The organism is Microbacterium sp., assembly GCF_047602155.1.
Classification (GTDB): Bacteria; Actinomycetota; Actinomycetes; order Actinomycetales; family Microbacteriaceae; genus Microbacterium.
In genome coordinates this window covers 1,320,947-1,335,062 of record NZ_JASGHZ010000001.1, presented here as the reverse complement: position 1 = coordinate 1,335,062, position 14,116 = coordinate 1,320,947, and the positions used below count along the sequence as shown (strand labels likewise).

Here is a 14,116-nt window from a genome sequence, read left to right as displayed (position 1 = left end):
CGAATGCAACTAGGTTTTCAACGCTCGGGGGCGGGGTGCGCCTCACTCCGCGGCGGCGATGACGGCGATGACCGCCTCGCCGTAGGCCTCGCGCTTCTTCGCGCCGATGCCCGTGATGCCCTCCAGCGCCGCGACCGAACGCGGTCGCCGGTCGGCGAGCGCGCGCAGCGTGGCGTCGTTGAACACGACATACGCGGGCACGTTCTGCTCCTTGGCGGTCGCGGCGCGCCACGCGCGCAGCGCCTCGAACAGGTCGCGGTCGGCATCGGCCACGGCATCCGTCGCTGCGGGCTTGCGCACCCGCGTCGTCCCGCCGCGGCCGAGCACATCGCGCCGCAACGGCACGGCGGCATCGCCGCGCAGCACCGCGGCCCCCTCCTCGCCGACCGCGAGCACGCCGTACTCACCCTGCGCGACGATGACGCCGCGCGCGAGCAGCTGGCGCACGACGCTGCGCCAGTCCTGGTCGCTGAGGTCGGCGCCCAGCCCGTAGGTGGTCAGCTTGTCGTGCCCCTGCGCGCGGATGCGGTCGGTCGAGGCTCCCCGCAGGATGTCGATCAGGTGCCCCGCGCCGAACGCCTGCCCGCGCTCGCGCTGCAGCCGCACGATGGTCGACAGCAGCTTCTGCGCGGGCACGAGCCCGTCCCACGTGTCGGGCGTGTCGAGGCACGTGTCGCAGTTGCCGCACGGCCCGGACTCCTGCCCGAAGTACGCCAGCAGGTTCTGCCGGCGGCACGACACCGTCTCGCACAGCGCGAGCATCGCGTCGAGGTGCTGGCCCATGCGCAGCTTGTATGCGCGGTCGCCCGGCGACTGATCGATGAGGCGCCGCTGCTGCACGACGTCGCCGAGGCCGTAGGCCATCCACGCGACAGCCGGGTCGCCGTCGCGGCCCGCGCGCCCGGTCTCCTGGTAGTACCCCTCGACCGACTTCGGCAGGTCGATGTGCGCGACGAAGCGCACGTCGGGCTTGTCGATGCCCATGCCGAACGCGATCGTCGCGACCATGACGACGCCGTCTTCGCGCAGGAAGCGCTCCTGATGCCGGGCGCGGATGCCGGCATCCAGCCCCGCGTGATACTCCAGGGCGTCGATCCCCTGCGTGCGCAGGTACTCGGCCGTCTGCTCGACCGATTTGCGGCTGAGGGCGTAGACGATACCGGCCACCGAACCGGTCGTTGAGCGAGGATCCGAGCCGAAACGGCGGATGAACTGCACCAGCTGCCGCCGCGGGTCGACCTTGGTCTCGATGCGGTACTGGATGTTCGGCCGGTCGAAGCTGGCGACGAAGTGGCGGGCATCGGGCAGACGCAGGCGCTCGGTCAGCTCTTTGTGGGTCGCGCGCGTCGCGGTGGCGGTGAGGGCCATGCGCGGCACCCCGGGGAACCGCTCGGCGAGATCGCCGAGCGCCAGGTAGTCGGGCCGGAAGTCGTGGCCCCACTGGCTGACGCAGTGCGCCTCGTCGACCGCGATGACGCTGAGCCGCCCGCGCTGCAGCAACTGGGTGGTCGCGGGCGCGCTGAGGCGCTCGGGCGCGACGTAGAGCAGGTCGAGTTCGCCGTTCAGGAACGCCCGCTCGACGCCCGCCCGCTCGGCCGGCGTCTGCGTCGAGTTGAGGTACGCGGCGGCCACGCCGTTGGCCAGGAGCGCGTCGACCTGGTCGTGCATGAGGGCGATGAGCGGACTGATCACGAGACCCGTGCCCGCGCGCACGAGCGCGGGCACCTGGTAGGTGATCGACTTGCCGCCGCCGGTCGGCATGAGCACGACGGCATCCCCGCCGGAGACCACGTGCGCGACGATCTCGGCCTGGTCGCCGCGGAACTCGTCGTATCCGAAGACCTCCTTCAGCACCGCCCTCGGATCGGCGCCGGTGCGGTCGGCAGCAGCAGCGCCATCTGCGGCATCCGGCTGCTGCGAAAAACGGAAATGTCGCGAAAAACGGATGCCGTCGCCCTCATCCGTCCGTTTTTCGGGATTTCTCCGGTTTTCGCGACCGGGTGCCGGGGCTGCGGGGGCGGATGCCGGCACCCCGACGGCATCCCGCGTCGCACGCGCGAGGGCCGCGCCGTAGCCGTCGAAGGCGGGATCGGGCGGCAGCGCCGCCTCGTCGTGTGGGTCGTCCGGCGGCACGAGGGAGTCGACGTCCCACGGGACATCGGCGTAGGGGTCGTCGCGGCTCACCCGGTCCACGATAGCCGCGGCATCCGACGTTGCCGACTGCTCACGGTCGGCGGCAGGGGCTGGTCACAGAACCGACGCGAGGTCGGTGCGGGCGAAGTCGTCGCCGACGTAGAGCAGCGGCTCGTCGCGTTCCTTGGCGAGCGCGTACGAGAAGCAGTCGCCGAAGTTCAGGCCGGCCTTGTGGCCCGATCCGCGCCCGAAATCGCGATACGCGGTGCGCGCGATCGCCGCCTGCGCTGCATCGACGGGAACGACCTCGGGGCCGATCGCTCTCAGGAGGGCGTCGAGGCGCGCGCTGGCCACGGGGTCTCGACGACCGTCGACGACGATCGTCGTCTCGACCAGCGTGCCCGCCGAGATCGCCACGTTCGGTGTCGCAAGCAGCGCGGCTCTGATCTCTTCAGCGCGCGGTTCGGCTCTCAGAACCGCGAGGATCGCGGATGAATCGATGATCACTTCGGCAGACCCATCTCGTCGTACAGATCGTCGGCGATCGCCCACAGGTCGACGCCTCGGAAGGCTTCCTGCGCGGCGCGGATCGCGTCGTCGATCCGTCGCCGGCGTTCCAGACGCTGCGAGTCCTCAGCCAGTTCGGCGAGCTTCGCGCGCACGGCGACCTCGACCGCGGACGTCTGGCTGACGCCGAGCGCGCTCGCCAGCTCCCGCACGGCCGCGTGCACGTCCTCGTTCTTGATGTTGAGGCTCATGGGAGACAGTCTACCCTGTTCTTCTACCATTCTCCCCGGTGGCTTCTCCGAATCCTGGCCAGCGCTGCGCCCTACAACCGCACGACCTCGGTCACCCGCACGACGGCGGCGCCCTCGGCGATGGATGCCGCGAGATCCACCTCGGCGCGGATGCGCCAGTCGTGATCTGCGGCCGGGTCGTCGATCGTCTGCTCGACGACCCATCGATCGGGCTGCTCTTCGATGGCGCACAGCCGCGGCGAGCGCGCCGAGCCACCGGTGAGGATCTCGTCGTGCTCGTCGTAGTAGGCATCGAGCGCGGCGGGCCAGTCGACGTCGGGGTCGAGCGCGACGAGGGCGTCGTCGTCTTGCAGCGCGGCCAGCTGCACGCGGCGGAACAGCTCGTTGCGCACGAGCACCGTGAACGCGCGGCGGTTGGCGAGGATCGACGGCGGCGCCGGCGGGACGACCACCGCGCCGCCTTCAGGGAGCACGACCGAGGGGTCGGTCAGCGCCGCCCACTCGTCGACGAGGCTGGAGTCCACCTGGCGCACCAGCTCGCCCAGCCACTCGATGATGTCCATCAGCTCATCGGTGCGCGCCTCGGCCGGCACGGTCTGGCGAATCGCCCGGTACGCGTCGGACAGGTATCGCAGCACCAGCCCCTCGCTGCGCTGCAACTGGTAGAAGGAGACATATTCCGCAAACGACATGGCCCGCTCGAACATGTCGCGCACGACCGACTTCGGGCTCAGCTCGAAGTCGCGCACCCACGGCTGGCTCGATGCGAACACCTCGAACGACTGCGCCAGCAGCTCGGCGAGCGGTCTCGGGTGGGTGACGTCCTCGAGCAGCGCCATCCGCTCGTCGTATTCGATGCCGTCGCGCTTCATCGCCGCGACGGCCTCGCCGCGCGCGCGGAACTCCTGCTGCGACAGAATCGCCCGCGGGTCATCCAGCGTCGCCTCGATGACGCTGACGACGTCGAGCGCGTAGTGCCCCGTCCCGACGACGGATGCCCCCTTCGCGTGCGCCGTCGCGTGCAAACTCCGCAGATCATCATCAACTCCGCAGGATTCCGGGGAATCTCTGCGGAGTTCGTGCACTTCTGCGGAGTTCGTGCGGATGCCGGGCACGTCGTCGTCGGGAGACAGCAGCTCGATCGCGGCGAGCGCGAACGGCGACAGCGGCTGATTGAGCGCGAAGTTCGGCTGCAGGTCGACCGTGAGCCGCACCTCCCTCTCGCGAAACCTCACAAATGTCCTGTTTTCGGCCCCAAAAGCGGACATTTCGGCCCCAGAAGCGGACATTTGCGAGGTTTCGCGGGGGGTGGTCGGGACGACCTCGACGATGCCGGCATCCACCAGGGTGCGGAAGATGGCGATCGCCCGGCGCGCCAGCTCGTACTTGCGCGCCCGCGGCTCGTGGTTGTCGAACACGAGCGACCGCACGTCGCCCCGCACGTCGCCGCCACGGCCGATGACGTTGATGAGCATCGCCGCGGTCAGCTTCAGCTGCGGCACGAGCGGCTCGGGCGGTGCGGCGATGAGCCGCTCGTACGAGCCCTCACCCCAGTTCACGACGCCGGTCGGCGCCTTCTTGCGCACGAGCTTCTTGCGTTTGGCCGGGTCGTCCCCCGCCTTCGCGAGGGCGACGGCGTTCTCGATCTCCCACTCCGGCGCCATCACGACGACATTGCCATGCGGGTCGAATCCGGCCCGCCCCGCCCGCCCGGCGACCTGGTGGAACTCGCGCGCCGTGAGCTGCCGCATCCGGATGCCGTCGTACTTGCTGAGCGCCGTGATCATGACGGTGCGGATCGGCACGTTGATGCCGACGCCGAGCGTGTCGGTGCCGCAGATCACCCGCAGCAGTCCCCGCTGCGCGAGGGTCTCGACGAGGCGACGATAGCGCGGCAGCATGCCGGCGTGATGTATGCCGATTCCGGCACGTACGAGCCGCGACAGCGTCTTGCCGAACCCGGTCGTGAAGCGGAACGCGCCGATCGCCTCGGCGATCTCGTCACGCTGCGCGCGTGTCGTGAGGGTGATGGATGCCAGAGCCTGCGCCCTCTCCAACGCCGCCGCCTGGGCGAAGTGCACGATGTAGACCGGCGCTTCACGCTCGTCGAGGAGCATCGTGAGCACCTCGTGCACCGGCCGCCGCTCGTACGAGAAGTGCAGGGGAACGGGTCGCTCCACCCCCGTGACGAGGGCGACGGGATGGCCGGTGCGCCGCTCGAGATCCTCGGCGATGGTCGTGACGTCGCCGAGCGTCGCCGACATCAGCAGAAACTGCGCGCGCGGCAACAGGAGCAACGGCACCTGCCACGCCCACCCCCGGTCGGGGTCGCCGTAGTAGTGGAATTCGTCCATCACGACCTGGTCCACTGGGCCCACGCGCCCGGAGGCTCCAGACGCCGCGTCAGCGGCGTCTGGAGTGGGCGTGGGGACGGCATCCGCACCCTGCCGCAGCGCGAGGTTCGCGAGGATCTCGGCCGTGCAGCACACGATCGGCGCATCCGGATTGACCGACGAGTCGCCGGTGACCATCCCGACGTTCTCGGCTCCGAACACGTCGATGAGCGCGAAGAACTTCTCGCTGACCAGGGCTTTGATCGGCGCCGTGTAATACGAGCGCCCTCCCGCGGCGAGGCACACGGCGTGCGCAGCGATCGCGACGAGCGACTTGCCGGTGCCGGTCGGCGTCGAGAGGATCACGTTGCTGCCCGACACCAGCTCCATCACGGCCTCGTCCTGCGCCGGGTACAGCGTGAGCCCCTGCGCGGCGGCCCAGCGGACGAAGCCGTCGTAGGCGGCATCCGCCGTCGCCCCCGCCGGGACGGCCTCGCGCAGCGACTCGGTCACCCCTCGAGTCTGCCAGGTGCGTCACCGGCGGCGGTTCGGCGGAGACCTGCGGCAGTCACCCCACACGCACGTCCTTGGCCTCGACCACGCGGCGGGCGGCCTCGTCGACGCGCGCCGCAAAGGCGGGGTCGGTCTGCGCCCGCGCCAGCACGGCGTCGTACATCTCCGGGAACACGCCGGGGTCGGCGGACACGAGCACGACATCCACGCCGGCGCTCAGCGCGAGCAGCGCGCGATCGGCGGGGCTCCACGCCTGCGTCGCCGCCGTGGCCGACACATCGTCGGTCATGACGACGCCGTCGAAGCCGACCCGGTCGCGCAGCAGCGCGACCACCGCGGGCGAGAACGCCGCCGGTGCGGACGGGTCGAGGTTCTGGTAGATCGCCGTCGACATCATGACGACGGAGGGTCCGGCTCGGGTCAGCGGCCGATAGACGGAGACGTCGGGGCCGTCGGCGGTGACCGTCGTATCCACGACCCCGGCGACCGTGTCGGCGTTGGCGGTGACGTGCCCGAGGCCCGGGAAGTGCTTGAAGACCGGCATGACCCCGGCAGCTCGCATTCCGGCCGCGAACGCGCCGGCCTTCGCGGCGACGGCCGCCTCGTCGTAGCCGTACTGCCGGCCGAGCGCCCCGATCGGCGGGTTGGAGAACCGCGCGTCGTGGCTCGTGACGAGATCGGCGACGGGCGCGAGGTTCATGTCGACGCCGGCCGCGGCGAGCTGAGCGCCCCACGTCGCGGCCTGCGCGCGCAACTGGTCGTCGGGCAGGTCAGCCTGCCGGATCGCGTACGGCATGTCGTCGAAGCCCGGGCCGCGCAGCACCTGCACCTCGCCGCCCTCCTGGTCGGTCGAGACCCACAGCCGGATGCCGCCGGTCGAGTCCGGGCCCACGAGCCCCGTGAACTGGGCCACGACGGCGGCGACGGCATCCGTCCCGGCTCCCGAACGCCCGTGCAGGAAGATGCTCCCCGCGTGCCGGTCGACGATGGCCGAGACGGTTGCCGGGGTGACGGCGTCGACGGCGGTCCCGACCATGAACAGCTGGCCGACGCGCTGCTCCAGGGTGAGCCCTGCGAGCGGGTCCGGCGTGGGCGTCGGGGTGGGGGTCGGCGTGGCGAGCGTGGTCGTGGTCGTCGGCGACGCGATCGGCGCCGGCTCGGGCGCGCAGCCGGGCAGCGCCGCCATCGTCAGCACCGCCGCCGCGGCGATCAGGAGGCGAGTGCTGCGCATGGCATCCATCCTCCCCCTGCGGCCCGCGCCGGTCACGTCCCTGGCGGAACACCGCGGGCCCCGCCTACGTTGGGACCAGCGACGAAGGGAGTCCGCATGTCCGACGAGGTCGAGGTCGTCCGCAACGATGCCGAGGGCCGCTACGAGGTGCTCGTCGACGGGGTCGTCGCCGGCTTCACCGAGTTCCGCGCCGACGAGGAAGGCCGGTTGGTCTTCCCGCACACCGAAGTGGATCCGGCGTACGGCGGGCGCGGGCTGGGCTCGACGCTCGTCGGCGGCGCGATGAAGGATGCCGCCGCGCGCGGCGAGACCGTCGTGCCGGTGTGCCCGTTCGTCGTCAAATACGTCGACACGCACGACGTGCCGGGCCTGAAGGTGCACCGGCGATCTTGACCCGGCCCGACGCCCGGCCGGAGTAGGGCGAGCGGGCGGACGAGGCACCCACGGTGCACGGGTACGCTGGGTCCGTGACCCGGAGCACAGTCCTGTCGACGCGCGTTCTGCTCGTGTGCGCCGCGATCGGCGTCGCGACGGGCATCGTCGGCGGCATCGCGGGTCTCGCGACCCCGGGTCTGCTCCTCGTTGCCCCGTTCGCCTACGGACTGCTGCTGGGCGTGCACGTGCTGCCGGGCATCATCGCGCAGGAGGTGCTGCGCCTGCCGCTGGTCGCGATCGTCACCCACGTCATGGCCGCGCTCGTGGCCAGCGCGTTCAACCCGGTGTGGGCGGGCCGCTTCATCGGGACGGCGCTGCTGTTCGGGGCGATCCAGGAGGGCGTGGCCGCGCTCACCCGCTACCGCGCGTGGGGGCCGTGGCGATTCTTCATCTCGGCGGTGGCGATCGGCATCCTGGTCGCGGTCGTCGTCTTCTTCGCGGCGCATCTGGGCGCGCTGCCGCCGTGGGGGCAGATCGCCTACCTCGTCCTGTCGGTGTGCGGCCCGATCGCGTGGACGGCGATCGGCCTGGGCATCGGCGCCGCGCTGCGCCGCGCCGGCGTCGCCCGCCCGCGCGCCTGACCCCCCGCCCCGCCGTCGCCCCCGCTGCGCAGCGAGACGGCATCCGTGCACCGAGACTGCAGCGAGCAACCGCTGTCTCGGTGCACCGATGCAGTCTCGCGGGAAGGCATCAGGGAGGTGCGGCTAGGTTGGAGGGGTGGATCCCGGGCCGTTGCTGCGCGTGCGGGAGCTGGGCATCCGGTACGAGGGGACGGATGCCGCCACCCCTGCCGCGGCATCCTTCGAGGTCGCGCGCGGCGAGGTCGTGCTGCTGCTCGGGCCCAGCGGAGCGGGCAAGTCGACGCTCGCGCTGGCGCTGAACGGCCTGATTCCGCACGCTGTGCCCGCCACCCTCACCGGCGCGGTTGCCGTCGACGGGCTCGACACCGCCACGACACCGGTCGCGATCCTGAGCACGCGCGTCGGCATGGTCTTCCAGGATCCCGATGCGCAGCTCGTCACGGGAACCCTGCTCGACGAGGTCGCCTTCGGGCCGGAGAATCTGCGGATGCCGGTCGACCAGGTCCTCACCCGCGCCGAGACGGCGCTGCGCCGTGTCGGCCTGTGGGAGCGGCGGCAGGAGAACCCCGACCACCTCAGCGGGGGCGGGCGACAGCGGCTCGCGATCGCCTGCGCGCTCGCGATGGATGCCCCGCTCCTCGTCCTCGACGAGCCCACCGCGAACCTCGACCCGCAGGGCATCGAGGAGGTCTATGCGGCACTCGCCGACCTCGTCGCCACCGGCGACCGGGCGATCGTGCTGGTGGAGCACAACCTCGACGCCGCCGTCGGCCTCACCGACCGCGTCGTCGTGCTCGACCACGACGGGCGCACGTACGCCGACGGCACCGTCGACGAGGTGCTGCGCGCCCGCGCCGACGAGTTGCACGCCCTCGGCGTCTGGCTTCCGGTGTCGGCTCTCGCGGCGCTGCGCCTGCGCGCCGCCGGCTGGACGCTCGACCCGTTGCCGCTCGACCCCGCCGAGCTTCGCGCGGCCGTGGAGGCCGCCGACGCCGCGGCGCATAACTCAGGCAGAATCGCGCCGGCGACCGTGCCGGAGGCGGCCTCGACCCCATCCAGCCTGAGTTATGACCCGATCATCCGGGTCCGCGGCCTGCGCACGCGACGCGGGCACGCCGAGATCCTGCACGGCATCGACCTCGACATCGCGGCGGGCGAGTTCATCGCGATCGTCGGCGCGAACGGCACGGGCAAGACGACGCTGCTGCAGTCGATCGCCGGGGTCGTCCCCGTGCCGAAGGGGCAGGTCCGGGTCGACGGCGTGGATGTCGCCCGCACCAGCCTGCGCGCGCTGTCGCGGCGGATCGGCTTCGTGTTCCAGAACCCCGAGCACCAGTTCATCGCGCCGACCGTGTACGAGGAGCTCGCCCACGGCCTGCGGCTGCAGAGGCTGCCCGAGCCCGAGGTGCGCGAGCGCGCGAGCGACGTGCTGCGCCGGTTCGGGCTGGCCGACAAGGCCGACGTGCACCCCTTTCTGCTGTCCGGCGGGCAGAAGCGGCGGCTGTCGGTGGGCACGGCGCTCGTCGCCGGCGCACCCGTCCTCGCCCTCGACGAACCCACCTTCGGGCAGGACCGCGCCCGCGCCGACGAGCTCATGCACCTGCTGCAGGAGCTCAACACCGCCGGCACCACCATCATCGTCGTGACCCACGACATGCAGCTGGTCGCCGAATACGCGCACCGCACGATCGTCCTGGGCGAGGGGCGCGTCACGATGGATGCCGCCACCTCCGACGTCTTCGCCTCCGAGGCCGCGCTGCGCGCCGCGGGACTGCGGATGCCGCCCCTGCGACGTGCGTTCGCGGGGTTGCAGCGGCATCCGCCGCTCGCGGGCGTGACGCGCCTTGCCGACCTGCCCGGCGCCGAGCCGGGAGCGACCCCGTGACCGCCGCCACCGACCCCTGGGCCGAGGTCGAAGCACGCGGGCGGTTCCTGTACGGCCTCAACCCCCTGGCGAAGTTCGCCGCCCCGATCCCGGCGATGGCGGTGTTGATCTTCGTGCGCGACCTCGCGACGCCGGCGGTGTTCCTGGCCCTCGCCGCGCTGCTTCTGCTGGTCGGTGCCCGGATCACCGCGCGGCTCGCCCTGCTCGTGTTCATCGCGCTGCCGGCCGGGGCAGCGGTCATCGGGCTGGCGATGTCGCTGTGGACCGACCCGGCGCTGGTCGACACCACCCCGGCCGTCCTCCGGCTCGGCGGCTGGACCCTCTACGCCGGAGCCATCGGGATCGGGATGGCGACCGGCATCCGGATCGCGGCGATCATCGCCCTCGCCCTCGTCGCGGGGCTCACGACCACGGGGCCCGACCTCGTGCGGGCGAGCGTGCAGCAGCTGCGGGTGCCGTACCGGGTCGGGTATACGGCGCTGGCGGCGTTCCGGTTCGTGCCGCGGTTCGCCTACGAGCTCGACGTCATCCGGCAGGCGCACCGCGTGCGCGGGTCGCACGGCGGCCGCGGGCCGTTCGCCGCCGTCGCGCGCTGGTGGGGGTACATCGTGCCGCTGCTGGCGGGCGCGATCCGGCATGCGGAGCGCGTGGCGCTCGCGATGGATGCCCGTGCCTTCGGCGCGTACCCCGACCGCACCGAGCGGCACCTCGTGCCGTGGCGCGCTCGCGACACGGTGTTCGTGCTGACGTTCTGGGCGGTCAGCGCCGTGGTGCTCGTCGTCCTCTTCCCGTGGAGCCCGCCCGGGGCATTCGCGTAAGCGCCCCACCGACATCCGAACGAAAGGATCCCCATGACCCGCTTCTCCGCGGTCGTCGCGCCCGCTTCCCGAAACGGCATCGGCTACTGGCGTGTGGGTGCCGTGTCTCCCGCGCCGAAGTCACAGCCGACTCAGCCCGAGGCGCACTGATGGGCCGGGTGAGCACCGCATACCTGCTGACGTGCGCGGCGATCGGCGTCGCCGGGGGTGTGCTGTTCTGGGGTGCGGGCTGGATCGCCACCGCCGTGTTCGCTGTAGCGCCGTTCGTCTCGGTCGCCGGCGCCGGGCTCTGGCTGCTGCCGTCCACGATCGCGCTGCGGTTGCTGGAGCGTCCCTTCGCGGGAATCCTCACGGGGGTGCTCGCGGGGCTCGTCGCCTTCCCGTTCCTCGCGGCCGCGGTGTGGTGGGGGTTCATGGCGGAGCTCGCGTTTCTCGTGGTGCTCTACCGATTCTGGCGCACGTGGCAGTACTGGGCGGGTGCGGTAGTCGTGGGCATCGTCTACCCGGTGGCGGCGGCGCAGTCGTTCGACCTGTGGGCGATGACGCCGGTCGCGGTCGTCGGGTTCTTCGCCCTGACGCTCGCGTCGTGCCTCGCGGGCGTGGGCCTCGGCGTGCTGGTCGCCGACCGGCTGCGCGCCGCGGGCGTCGCCCGGCTGGCGCGCCGCCGGCGCTGAGTCCGTCCGCGATGTCCGAGCCCCGCGATAGCTTCGCACCATGAACACGACGACATGGCATGGACTCTCAGTGGAGGGGGCCGGCAATGGGACCTGACTTCCTGCAGCGCTTCTTCAAGCTGACGCTCGACAACGTCTACCGCTTCACGTGCAGCCTGCTGTTCGTGGTCGCCGTCAGCGCCCATCTGAGGCACGTGTCGCCGGTGACGCAGTTGGGGTCGCTGCTCGATTGGCTCGCGATCCCGTCCGCGTGGCTGACCACGGTCGGCGCGTGGGTCGATGACCGGCAATCGGTCGTGGGCTTCTTCGCGGCGCTCGTGCTGTGCATCGCCCTCGCGTTCGCCGCGGCGAACGACTGGCACAGTCGCTCCGGATCGACGGCGCTCCTGTGCACGGCGACGCTCACCCAGGTCGGGATGGCAGACGAGCTGATCGCAGTCACCCTCTCCCTCGTCGCGGGGCTCGCCGTGGTGACGGTCACGGTGGCCTTCGTCGCCCGGCGATGGGGATGGGGCATGCCGGAGTGGACGGCATCCGCCTGGGGAACGCTCTGGAACGTGCTCCTCACTCTCGGTCTCGCGGCGCTCTCCCTGCTGTCACCGCTCGGCTGGCTCATCTCGCAGGAGCGCCACGACGTCCGCGGCACGCGCAGCAACCCGCTGGTCGTCGAGCAGGTCGGGCGCGCCGGACCGTCCGGTGCTGTCGGCAGGTAGCGAGCGGGACGTCAGGCGCCGGCCGGAACCGTCCGGCCGCGGCGGAGCCCGTTCAGTGACCGACAGGGAGATCAACCCTCGGGCTCGGGATGGAAGAACGCATCCCAATCCCCGAACTCCGGAATCGCAAACCAGTTCGCCGAAACATCCACGTTGCGAAACTCCCGCGTCTCCACCTCAGAAGGCTGACCAAACCCGTGATGTATGACCTGGTCCTCTTTCGCGTAACCGTCCGGGCGGAAATCCATGCTCACGTGGGCCGAGCAGTCCACCCGGTCGTAGAACCGGTCCTCATCCGGATACACGTACCAGGTCATGCCTCCGAGGAAGACCCGGCTCTCATCCCCGACATACGGCGTAGGTTTGGGCGGATCGTAATACGCGCCCCACACATACGAAGCATCGATCGAACCCCGCGACCCCAGCTTGCCCAACTCAATACCGTTCGCACGCGGGCACATCTGCAAGTACGCGCGCGGACGATCCTCCCCCGGCTCCAACAACACGATCCCGAACCAATCACTACGATTCACCGCATTCAACGCATACCGAGCAGCCGCCTCCTCGACCGTCAACTCGGTACTGAACAACCCCCACCGCTTCTTCGGATGCTCAGGCCCGCCCCCACCTTGTCGGTATAGATATAACGCCGCATCATGATGCCCCTCGCAACACACGGCGCCCAAGAGCACCCGACCAGCAGACCCTCACGATCATGTCAGCCCTCAGGCTCAGGATGGAAAAACGCATCCCAATCACCGAACTCCGGAATCGCAAACCAGTTCGCCGAAACATCCACGTTACGGAACTCCCGCGTCTCCACATCGGAAGGCTGACCAAACCCACGACGCGTAACCTGGTCTTCTTTCGCGTAACCATCAGGGCGGAAATCCATGCTCACGTGACCGTTTGACTCATTCCTGCGGAGGAAACGCTCATCCGTCGAATACGCGTACCAGGTCATGCCCCCGAGGAAGACCCGGCTCTCATCCCCGACATACGGCGTAGGTTTGGGCGGATCGTAATACGCGCCCCACACATACGAAGCATCGATCGACCCCTGCAGCCCGAGCTTATGCAACACCACGCCGTTCGCACGCGGGCACATCTGCAAGTACGCGTGTGGCCGATCCTCCCCCGGCTCCAACAACACGATCCCGAACCAATCGCTGCGGTTCACCGCATTCAACGCATACCGAGCCTCAGCCTCCTCCGGCGTGAGCTCGGTGCTGAACAACCCCCACCGCTTCTTCGGATGCTCCGGCCCCGCCCCCACCTTGTCGGTGTAGATGTAACGCTGCATCATGATGCCTCTAGTAATACACGGCGCCCAGGAGCACCCGACCAGCACACGAACAAAGCAGCAGCAAGACCATCCGAACCCGTTCAGTGACCGATGACGCCCTGGAAATCAACCATCATCCGGATCGCCGTCAACGTACCCCGATCAGGTCAACCCTCAGGCTCAGGATGGAAGAACGCATCCCAATCCCCGAACTCCGGAATCGCAAACCAGTTCGCCGAAACATCCACGTTACGGAACTCCCGCGTCTCCACATCAGAAGGCTGACCGAACCCATGATGTATGACCTGGTCCTCTTTCGCGTAACCGTCCGGTTCGAAATCCATGCTCACGTGGGCCGGGCAGTCCACCCGATCGTAGAACCGGTCCTCATCCGGATACGCGTACCAGATCATGGTGCCGAGGAAGACCTTGCTCTCATCCCCGACATACGGCGCGGGTGTGGGTGGATCGTAGTAGGCGCCCCACACATACGCGGCATCGATCGAACCCTGCGGCCCGAGCTTATGCAACACCACGCCGTTCGCACGCGGGCACATCTGCAAGTACGCGTGCGGCCGGTCCTCGCCCGGCTCCAGCAGCACGATCCCGAACCAATCGCTGCGGTTCACCGCATTCAACGCATACCGAGCCTCAGCCTCCTCCGGCGTGAGCTCGGTGCTGAACAACCCCCACCGCTTCTTCGGATGCTCCGGCCCCGCCCCCACCTTGTCCGTATAGATATAACGCCGCATCATGA

At 70.1% G+C, this 14,116-nt stretch carries 14 protein-coding genes; 6 read left to right on the top strand and 8 right to left on the bottom strand.

The features are described from left to right. Positions 1–42: 42 nt before the first annotated feature. The 5 genes from recQ to QM720_RS06255 form a co-directional block, all read right to left on the bottom strand. On the bottom strand, positions 43–2,193 hold the full coding sequence (gene recQ, locus QM720_RS06275; protein ID WP_415125285.1) for a DNA helicase RecQ: 2,151 nt from the start codon (positions 2,191–2,193) through the stop codon (positions 43–45). Between the two features lie 54 nt (positions 2,194–2,247). Next, on the bottom strand, positions 2,248–2,640 hold the full coding sequence (locus tag QM720_RS06270; protein WP_415125284.1) for a type II toxin-antitoxin system VapC family toxin: 393 nt from the start codon (positions 2,638–2,640) through the stop codon (positions 2,248–2,250). Beyond that, a complete protein-coding gene (locus QM720_RS06265; protein WP_415125283.1) occupies positions 2,637–2,891 on the bottom strand; it encodes a type II toxin-antitoxin system VapB family antitoxin in 255 nt (84 codons plus the stop codon). The genes QM720_RS06270 and QM720_RS06265 overlap by 4 nt, the downstream gene beginning before the upstream one ends. 71 nt (positions 2,892–2,962) lie before the next feature. Further along, complete coding sequence (locus QM720_RS06260) at positions 2,963–5,737, bottom strand: DEAD/DEAH box helicase (RefSeq protein WP_415125282.1); 2,775 nt, start codon at positions 5,735–5,737, stop codon at positions 2,963–2,965. A gap of 55 nt (positions 5,738–5,792) precedes the next feature. Next, positions 5,793–6,968 (bottom strand): glycoside hydrolase family 3 N-terminal domain-containing protein, encoded by a 1,176-nt coding sequence (locus tag QM720_RS06255; RefSeq protein ID WP_415125281.1) that lies wholly within the window; start codon positions 6,966–6,968, stop codon positions 5,793–5,795. Positions 6,969–7,064: 96 nt separating this feature from the next. Between QM720_RS06255 and QM720_RS06250 the strand changes: the two genes are divergently transcribed. The 6 genes from QM720_RS06250 to QM720_RS06225 all read left to right on the top strand — a co-directional run bounded on the left by QM720_RS06250 (position 7,065) and on the right by QM720_RS06225 (position 12,074). After that, entirely contained in the window at positions 7,065–7,361 is a 297-nt protein-coding gene (locus QM720_RS06250) for a GNAT family N-acetyltransferase (RefSeq protein ID WP_415125280.1), read from the top strand. A gap of 74 nt (positions 7,362–7,435) precedes the next feature. Continuing rightward, a complete protein-coding gene (locus QM720_RS06245) occupies positions 7,436–7,984 on the top strand; it encodes an ECF transporter S component (protein WP_415125279.1) in 549 nt (182 codons plus the stop codon). Between the two features lie 136 nt (positions 7,985–8,120). After that, entirely contained in the window at positions 8,121–9,869 is a 1,749-nt protein-coding gene (locus tag QM720_RS06240) for an ABC transporter ATP-binding protein (protein ID WP_415125278.1), read from the top strand. Then, entirely contained in the window at positions 9,866–10,687 is an 822-nt protein-coding gene (locus tag QM720_RS06235) for an energy-coupling factor transporter transmembrane component T family protein (protein WP_415125277.1), read from the top strand. Before QM720_RS06240 ends, QM720_RS06235 begins: the two co-directional genes overlap by 4 nt. A gap of 149 nt (positions 10,688–10,836) precedes the next feature. Then, positions 10,837–11,361 carry an ECF transporter S component gene (locus QM720_RS06230; protein ID WP_415125276.1) on the top strand — a complete coding sequence of 175 codons (525 nt, stop codon included), beginning with the start codon at positions 10,837–10,839 and terminating at the stop codon, positions 11,359–11,361. An 86-nt stretch (positions 11,362–11,447) separates the two neighbouring features. Continuing rightward, complete coding sequence (locus tag QM720_RS06225; protein ID WP_415125275.1) at positions 11,448–12,074, top strand: hypothetical protein; 627 nt, start codon at positions 11,448–11,450, stop codon at positions 12,072–12,074. Positions 12,075–12,145: 71 nt separating this feature from the next. On the opposite strand, the gene QM720_RS06220 is transcribed toward QM720_RS06225, so the two are convergent. The 3 genes from QM720_RS06220 to QM720_RS06210 all read right to left on the bottom strand — a co-directional run bounded on the left by QM720_RS06220 (position 12,146) and on the right by QM720_RS06210 (position 14,114). Then, positions 12,146–12,649, bottom strand: a complete 504-nt coding sequence (locus tag QM720_RS06220) for a hypothetical protein (protein ID WP_415125274.1) — start codon at positions 12,647–12,649, stop codon at positions 12,146–12,148. 143 nt (positions 12,650–12,792) lie between these two features. Further along, positions 12,793–13,380, bottom strand: a complete 588-nt coding sequence (locus tag QM720_RS06215) for a hypothetical protein (RefSeq protein WP_415125273.1) — start codon at positions 13,378–13,380, stop codon at positions 12,793–12,795. Between the two features lie 146 nt (positions 13,381–13,526). Beyond that, positions 13,527–14,114 carry a hypothetical protein gene (locus tag QM720_RS06210; protein ID WP_415125272.1) on the bottom strand — a complete coding sequence of 196 codons (588 nt, stop codon included), beginning with the start codon at positions 14,112–14,114 and terminating at the stop codon, positions 13,527–13,529. Positions 14,115–14,116 lie beyond the last annotated feature (2 nt).

What these genes read in the sequence shown, in the direction of transcription:
- QM720_RS06265 (WP_415125283.1), bottom strand. Translation starts at nt 2,891, where the DNA reads ATGAGCCTCAACATCAAGAACGAGGACGTGCACGCGGCCGTGCGGGAG.
- QM720_RS06255 (WP_415125281.1), bottom strand. Translation starts at nt 6,968, where the DNA reads ATGCGCAGCACTCGCCTCCTGATCGCCGCGGCGGCGGTGCTGACGATG.
- QM720_RS06250 (WP_415125280.1), top strand. Translation starts at nt 7,065, where the DNA reads ATGTCCGACGAGGTCGAGGTCGTCCGCAACGATGCCGAGGGCCGCTAC.
- QM720_RS06230 (WP_415125276.1), top strand. Translation starts at nt 10,837, where the DNA reads ATGGGCCGGGTGAGCACCGCATACCTGCTGACGTGCGCGGCGATCGGC.
- QM720_RS06225 (WP_415125275.1), top strand. Translation starts at nt 11,448, where the DNA reads ATGGGACCTGACTTCCTGCAGCGCTTCTTCAAGCTGACGCTCGACAAC.
- QM720_RS06215 (WP_415125273.1), bottom strand. Translation starts at nt 13,380, where the DNA reads ATGATGCAGCGTTACATCTACACCGACAAGGTGGGGGCGGGGCCGGAG.
- QM720_RS06210 (WP_415125272.1), bottom strand. Translation starts at nt 14,114, where the DNA reads ATGATGCGGCGTTATATCTATACGGACAAGGTGGGGGCGGGGCCGGAG.